Below are 5,938 nucleotides of genomic sequence, written 5' to 3' on the forward strand. Positions count from 1 at the left end.
AAGTAACTAGCGCCGCGACATGGCGGTGTCATGCTGGATCGTTAGGCTTCGCGCCCTTATTCCAACGATCTCTGACCACCCATGCGCAACACATTCCCCCTGCGGCCGCTGTTTGCCGCGTTCCTGGCTGCGGGCCTCGCCCTGCCGGCATTGGCCTCCACCTCCGGCGTCGTCGTCAGCCAGGTTTACGGCGGCGGCGGCAACTCCGGCGCCACGCTGAAGAACGACTTCATCGAGCTGTTCAACGCCGGCAACAGCCCGGTCGCGTTGGCCGGTTGGTCGGTGCAGTACAACTCGACCACCGGCACCGGCACCTGGTTCAAGACGGACCTGTCGAGCGTGGTGCTGCAACCGCGTCAGTACTACCTGGTGCAAGAGTCCGCCGGCACCGGCGGCACGCAGGACCTGCCGACGCCTGACGCGATCGGCACCATCTTCATGAGCTCGACCGGCGGCAAGGTCGCGCTGGTCAACAGCACCGTGGCGCTGGTCGGCGACAAGCCCAACTCGCCGAGCATCGTCGACCTGGTCGGCTTCGGCACCGCCAACTACTTCGAAGGCTCGGGCGCCGCACCGGCAACGTCGAACACGACTGGCGACCTGCGCGCCGCCGCCGGCTGCACCGACACCGACCAGAACATCAGCGACTTCGCCACCGGCGCCCCCACGCCGCGCAACACGGCTTCGCCGCTGGGCAGCTGCGCCACCGACGGCCCGACCGAGCGCACGATCATGGAGATCCAGGGCAGCGGCGCCACCAGCCCCTTCGTCGGCCAGCCGGTGAAGACCTCGGGTGTGGTCACGCGTGTCAACAACAACGGCTTCTTCATGCAAGACGAGACGGGCGACGGCAACAGCGCCACGTCCGACGGCATCTTCGTCTACACCGGCGCGGCGCCCACTGTGTCGGCAGGCCAGTTGGTGCAGTTCACCGCCAACATCAGCGAGTTCAACACCGGTGCCGGCAGCAACACCGACACCGCGGCCCACCCGGTGACCGAGCTGACCGGCGTGGCCAACCTCAACGTGCTGTCCAGCGGCCACACCATCACGCCGACGGTCATCACCTTCCCCGAAGCCACCAACGACGACCTTGAGCGCGTCGAAGGCATGCTGGTGACGATCAACGGCCCGCTGACCGCGGCACAGAACTACTTCCAGGGCCGCTTCGGCCAGGTCACTCTGTCGGCCAATGGCCGCATGGAAACGCCGACCAACCGCTACCGCCCCGGCACGCCGGAAGCACTGGCGCTGGCCGACGCCAACGCACGCAGCCACATCATCCTGGATGACGGCACCAGCGCACAGAACCCCGACCCGACGCCCTACATCGGCCAAGGCAATACGCTGCGCGCCGGTGACACCGTGGCCTCGGTGACCGGCGTGGTCGACTACGGCTTGGCCACCAGCAGCAACGCCGGCTTCGGCGACTACAAGCTGCACCCGGTGGGCGCGGTCACCTTCACCCGCGACAACCCGCGCACCAACGAGCCGGCCGCCGTGCCCGGCAACCTGAAGCTCGCCAGCTTCAACGTGCTGAACTTCTTCACCACCTTCATCGACGGCACCGATGTCGATGGCCACACAGGCCAAGGCTGCCTGCTCGACGGCATCAGCTCGCCGTCGAACTGCCGCGGCGCCAACAACCTGACCGAGTTCCAACGCCAGCGCACCAAGATCATCGAGGCGATTGCGGCGATCGACGCCGATGCGCTGGGCCTGATGGAAATGCAGAACAACGGCGCCAAGGCGGTCGGCAACCTGGTCGACGGCCTGAACGCCAAGGTTGGCGCTGGCACCTACGCGGCGGTGGCCGACCCGTCCAGCGGCACCGGCACCGATGCGATCAAGGTCGCGATGATCTACAAGCCGGCCCGCATCGCGCTGGTCAACGCCTCGCAAAGCGACACCGACGCGATCCACAACCGCCCGCCGCTGGCGCAGACCTTTGCCGCGCTGAACGGTGAGCGCTTCACGCTGGTGGTCAACCACCTGAAGTCCAAGAGCAGCTGCCCGACCGAAAGCGACCCCGACTACGACGGCAACTTCGACTCGGGCGACGGCCAGGGCTGCTGGAACGCGCGCCGCGTGAGCCAGGCACAGCGCACCGCCAGCTGGGTCGGTGGCCTGTCTTCAGGCGCCGGCACCGACCGTGCGCTGCTGCTGGGCGACATGAACTCGTACGCCAAGGAAGACCCGGTGATCGCGTTCGCCAACGGCGGCTTTGCGGACCAGATCGCCCGCTTCAACAGCTTCGGCTACTCGTTCGTGTTCGACGGCACCTCGGGCCGGCTCGACCATGCGCTGGCGACCGCGTCGCTGGTGAATGTGCTGACCGATGCGATCGAATGGCACATCAACGCCGACGAGCCTTCGGTGATCGACTACAACACCGAGTTCAAGAAGCCGCTGTGCGCGAACTGCGGGCCGGACTACTACAGCCCGACGCCGTTCCGCTCGTCCGACCATGACCCGGTCGTGTCGGGCCTGTACCTGGTCAAGACGATCAACGGCGGCGCTGGCAAGGACAAGCTGGTTGGCACACCGGGCGACGACCAGCTGATTGGCGGCGGTGGTGCCGACAAGCTGACCGGCGGTGCCGGTGAAGACGTCTTCACCTATACCAAGATGTCGGACGCCAAGGACACGATCCTCGACTTCGTGCCTGGCACCGACCGCATCGACCTGCGCGCGCTGTTGGTGGCCATCGGCTACGGCGGCACCGACCCGATCGCGGACAAGGTCGTGCGCCTGCGCGATGGCCTGAACGGCGCCAAGCTGCAGATCGACGTCGACGGTACTGGCCACAACGCCGGCTGGAAGGACCTGACCATCCTGAAGGGCGTGCTCGCGGCCGACGTGGTGCCGTCGCGCGATCTGGTGTTCTTCGACGTTGCACAGCGCGCCGCGCGCTGATCAGCTCATCGATAGCCGGGCAACCGGCTGCCCACGAAGCCCGACCCCGGTCGGGCTTTTTTCTTGGGCGCTTGGTTACGTTGATGCGGAGCTAACCGGTTATCGTCGGGGTCCGCGACCCAACCATGGAGGCGTTCTTGCTCAAGATTGCGCATTTGCAGATGGCCCGCTTCACGGCCTTGCTCGGCCTCACCCTGGCCGCCACGGCTTGGGCTGCCGCGCCAACCTACCGCGTCACCGATCTCGGCGTGCCGCAGGGGGCGACATCGACGCAGCCGGTGGCATTGAACGACGCGGGCGAGGTGCTGGGCCAGGCGTCCGTGTTCGACCAGAAAGTGGGCATCYAGCCCTTTCTCTGGTCGGCGGCCACCGGAACCCGCTGGTGGGACACGGTGCTCACCAGCGGTCGAAACGACCTGGGTGCCCTGAACAACCGAGGCCGTGTGGTCGGTACCCACCAGGCGCAGGACGGGTCGGGCACGTTCACGTCACAGGCCTTCGTCTGGACAGAGACGAACGGCGTGCGCCTGATCGGCGGCCTGATGCCGGGCGGCGACAGCTTTGGCAACGCCATCAACGATCGCGCCCAGATGGTGGGCACTGCCATGGCGGCCGACGGTGCGCCGCACCTGTTTGTCTGGAGCGGATCGCAGGGCATGGTCGATCGCAACCCGGCGGGCGCACTGGGCAGCTATGGCTATGCGATCAACCTGTCCGGCCAAGTGGCCGGCATGATGGTGCAGACGGATGGCCGCCAGCGCGCCATCCTCGTCGAGCCCAAGGGTCATTGGACGCAGCTCGGCTGCATAGGTGCCGACGGCGGCCAGTCCTGTGACAGCCAAGCGTTTGGCATCAACGACCATGGTGAAGTCGTTGGCGTCAGTGGTACCGGCAGCCGGTCGCATGGCTTCATCTGGTCGGCGGAAGCCGGCATGCGCGACATCGCCGCTGGCGGCCCTTATGCGGGCAACGAGGCCAAGGCGCAAGCGATCAATGCCGCTGGCCAGGTGGTCGGCAGCCTCATGGTGCAGAACTTCTTCCGCGCGGCCTACTGGGACGCTGCCAACGGCCTGTACGACATCGCCGACCTGATTGACCCGGCCGACCCGCTGGCCGGCAAGGTGAAGTACACGCTGCCAGTCGGCATCAACGCCGCAGGCCAGATCGCCTTGTCCGGCGAGATCGACGGCGTCAAGCACGCGATGGTGCTCACGCCGGTGCGCTGAGCGATGCGGTGAAGCGCGTGCGCTGAAGATGTCGTCGGCGCCACTTCAGCGCACTGTCTCCCACCAGGCACTGCCGACGAAGGGCTGATCCGCGTCGACGATCTCGCCCACGCGTGGCGTCACCACTTCGGCGTTCGTGGCATGCGCGGCCGCGAGCGTGCGCCGGATCGGTTCGTCCCAATCGTGGAAGGCGAGGTTGAAGGTCGCCCAGTGGACCGGGAACAGCCGCTTCGCGCGCAGCTCACCCAGCGCACGCACCGCGTCTTCCGGCGCCATGTGGATGTCCAGCCACGGCGCGCCGGGGCCGTAGGCACCGATCTTGATGAAGGCCAGGTCGAACGGCCCAAAGCGCTCGCCGATCTGCTGGAAATGGTCGGAGTAGCCGGTGTCGCCGCTGACGTAGAAGCGGTGCTGCGGCCCGGTCACCGACCACGAGGTCCACAAGGTGGCGTTCCGGTCGGTCAGCCCGCGGCCTGAGTAGTGGCGTGACGGCGTCGAGACGAGCCGCACGCCGCGCAGCGCATGCTCTTGCCACCACTCCAGCTCGTGCACCTGCGCGGCCGGCACGCCCCAGCGTTGCAGATGGGCACCGATGCCCAGCGGCACGACAAAGGCCGTCCCGCGTGCCGCCAGTTGCTGCACCGTGCGCATGTCGAGGTGGTCGTAATGGTCGTGCGTGATCAGCACCGCGTCGATGGCTGGCAAGTCGGCCAACGCTATCGGCGGCGGGTGCAGCCGCTTGGGGCCGACGTCGAACGGCGAGGCGTAGTCCGAGAAGATCGGGTCGACCAGCAGGCGCAGGCCGTCGATCTCGATGAAGACATTGGCGTGGCCGATCCAGAAGGCACGCAGGCCCGACGCTGCGGGAGGTGCTTGCAGCGCGGCTGGTGGCACCGGCACGACCGGGATCGCACGGGACGGCTCGCGTTGTTCGTCGCCGAAGAACTGGCCTTTGAACATCGCCCACAGGTCATTGGCGGTGTAGGCCGCCGGTGGCAGCGGGTTGACGAATTGGCCGTCGTGGTACTGCGGGTTGGCGCGGGCGCGCGCCAGGCGATCACCTTCCAGCTTGCCGCCGAACGGCGGCAGCGTCAGCACCCACGCCGTGGCCGCTGTGGCCAGCGCCGCCAGCACCAGCAGCGTGGTTAAGACGCGGCGCCAGCGGCGGGCCATGGTCAGGCGGGCGGCGGAGGTGCCGGCTCCCAGCCCTCGATCCAGCGCGCGAAGCGGGTCAGGCCATCGGCCAGTGAGGTGCAGGCCCAGTCGCCGATGCGTGCGCGCAGGCGGCCATCGTCGGCGCAGGTCACCGGCACGTCACCGGGCTGCATCGGGCCGAATTCGACGATCGCCTTCAGGCCCAACGCGTCTTCGAGCGTGCGCACGAAGTCGACCACCTTGACCGGCACGTGGTGGCCGAGGTTGTAGACGTCGGATTCTTTCGCTGCAGTGGCCGGCGCCGGGGCATTCAACAGCCCGACCACCGCGTCGACGATGTCGTCGATGTAGGTGAAGTCGCGCAGCAGCTGGCCTTCGGCGAACAGCGTGATCGGCTGGCCGGCGCGGATGCGGCGCGAGAACGAGAAGTACGCCATGTCCGGCCGGCCCCAGGGGCCGTAGACGGTGAAGAAGCGCAAACCTGTCGAGCGCAGCCCGTGGATGCTGGCGTAGGTGTKGGCGATCAGCTCGTTGGCGATCTTGGTCGCGGCGTAGAGCGAGGCTGGGCGGTCGACGCGGTCGGTCTCTCGGAACGGCGCGTCGGTGCGGTTGCCGTAGACGCTGGACGAGCTGGCGTACAA

At 67.5% G+C, this 5,938-nt stretch carries 4 protein-coding genes; 2 read left to right on the top strand and 2 right to left on the bottom strand.

Translation table 11 applies throughout. From position 1 onward, the window contains the following. The first annotated feature begins 81 nt into the window (after window positions 1-81). Window positions 82-2,916, top strand: a complete 2,835-nt coding sequence (locus AC1DYI_RS24440) for an ExeM/NucH family extracellular endonuclease (RefSeq protein ID WP_477206734.1) — start codon at window positions 82-84, stop codon at window positions 2,914-2,916. A gap of 137 nt (window positions 2,917-3,053) precedes the next feature. Beyond that, a complete protein-coding gene (locus AC1DYI_RS24445; RefSeq protein ID WP_477206735.1) occupies window positions 3,054-4,142 on the top strand; it encodes a hypothetical protein in 1,089 nt (362 codons plus the stop codon). 45 nt (window positions 4,143-4,187) lie between these two features. Here AC1DYI_RS24445 and AC1DYI_RS24450 read toward each other — a convergent pair whose 3' ends face one another. Further along, on the bottom strand, window positions 4,188-5,315 hold the full coding sequence (locus AC1DYI_RS24450; protein ID WP_477206736.1) for an MBL fold metallo-hydrolase: 1,128 nt from the start codon (window positions 5,313-5,315) through the stop codon (window positions 4,188-4,190). Between the two features lie 2 nt (window positions 5,316-5,317). Next, a partial coding sequence (locus tag AC1DYI_RS24455; protein WP_477206737.1) for an NAD-dependent epimerase/dehydratase family protein occupies window positions 5,318-5,938 on the bottom strand: 621 nt, incomplete at its 5' end.

This window comes from Ideonella sp. P3_A4 (assembly GCF_056403075.1).

What these genes read in the sequence shown, in the direction of transcription:
- AC1DYI_RS24450 (WP_477206736.1), bottom strand. Translation starts at nt 5,315, where the DNA reads ATGGCCCGCCGCTGGCGCCGCGTCTTAACCACGCTGCTGGTGCTGGCG.
- AC1DYI_RS24440 (WP_477206734.1), top strand. Translation starts at nt 82, where the DNA reads ATGCGCAACACATTCCCCCTGCGGCCGCTGTTTGCCGCGTTCCTGGCT.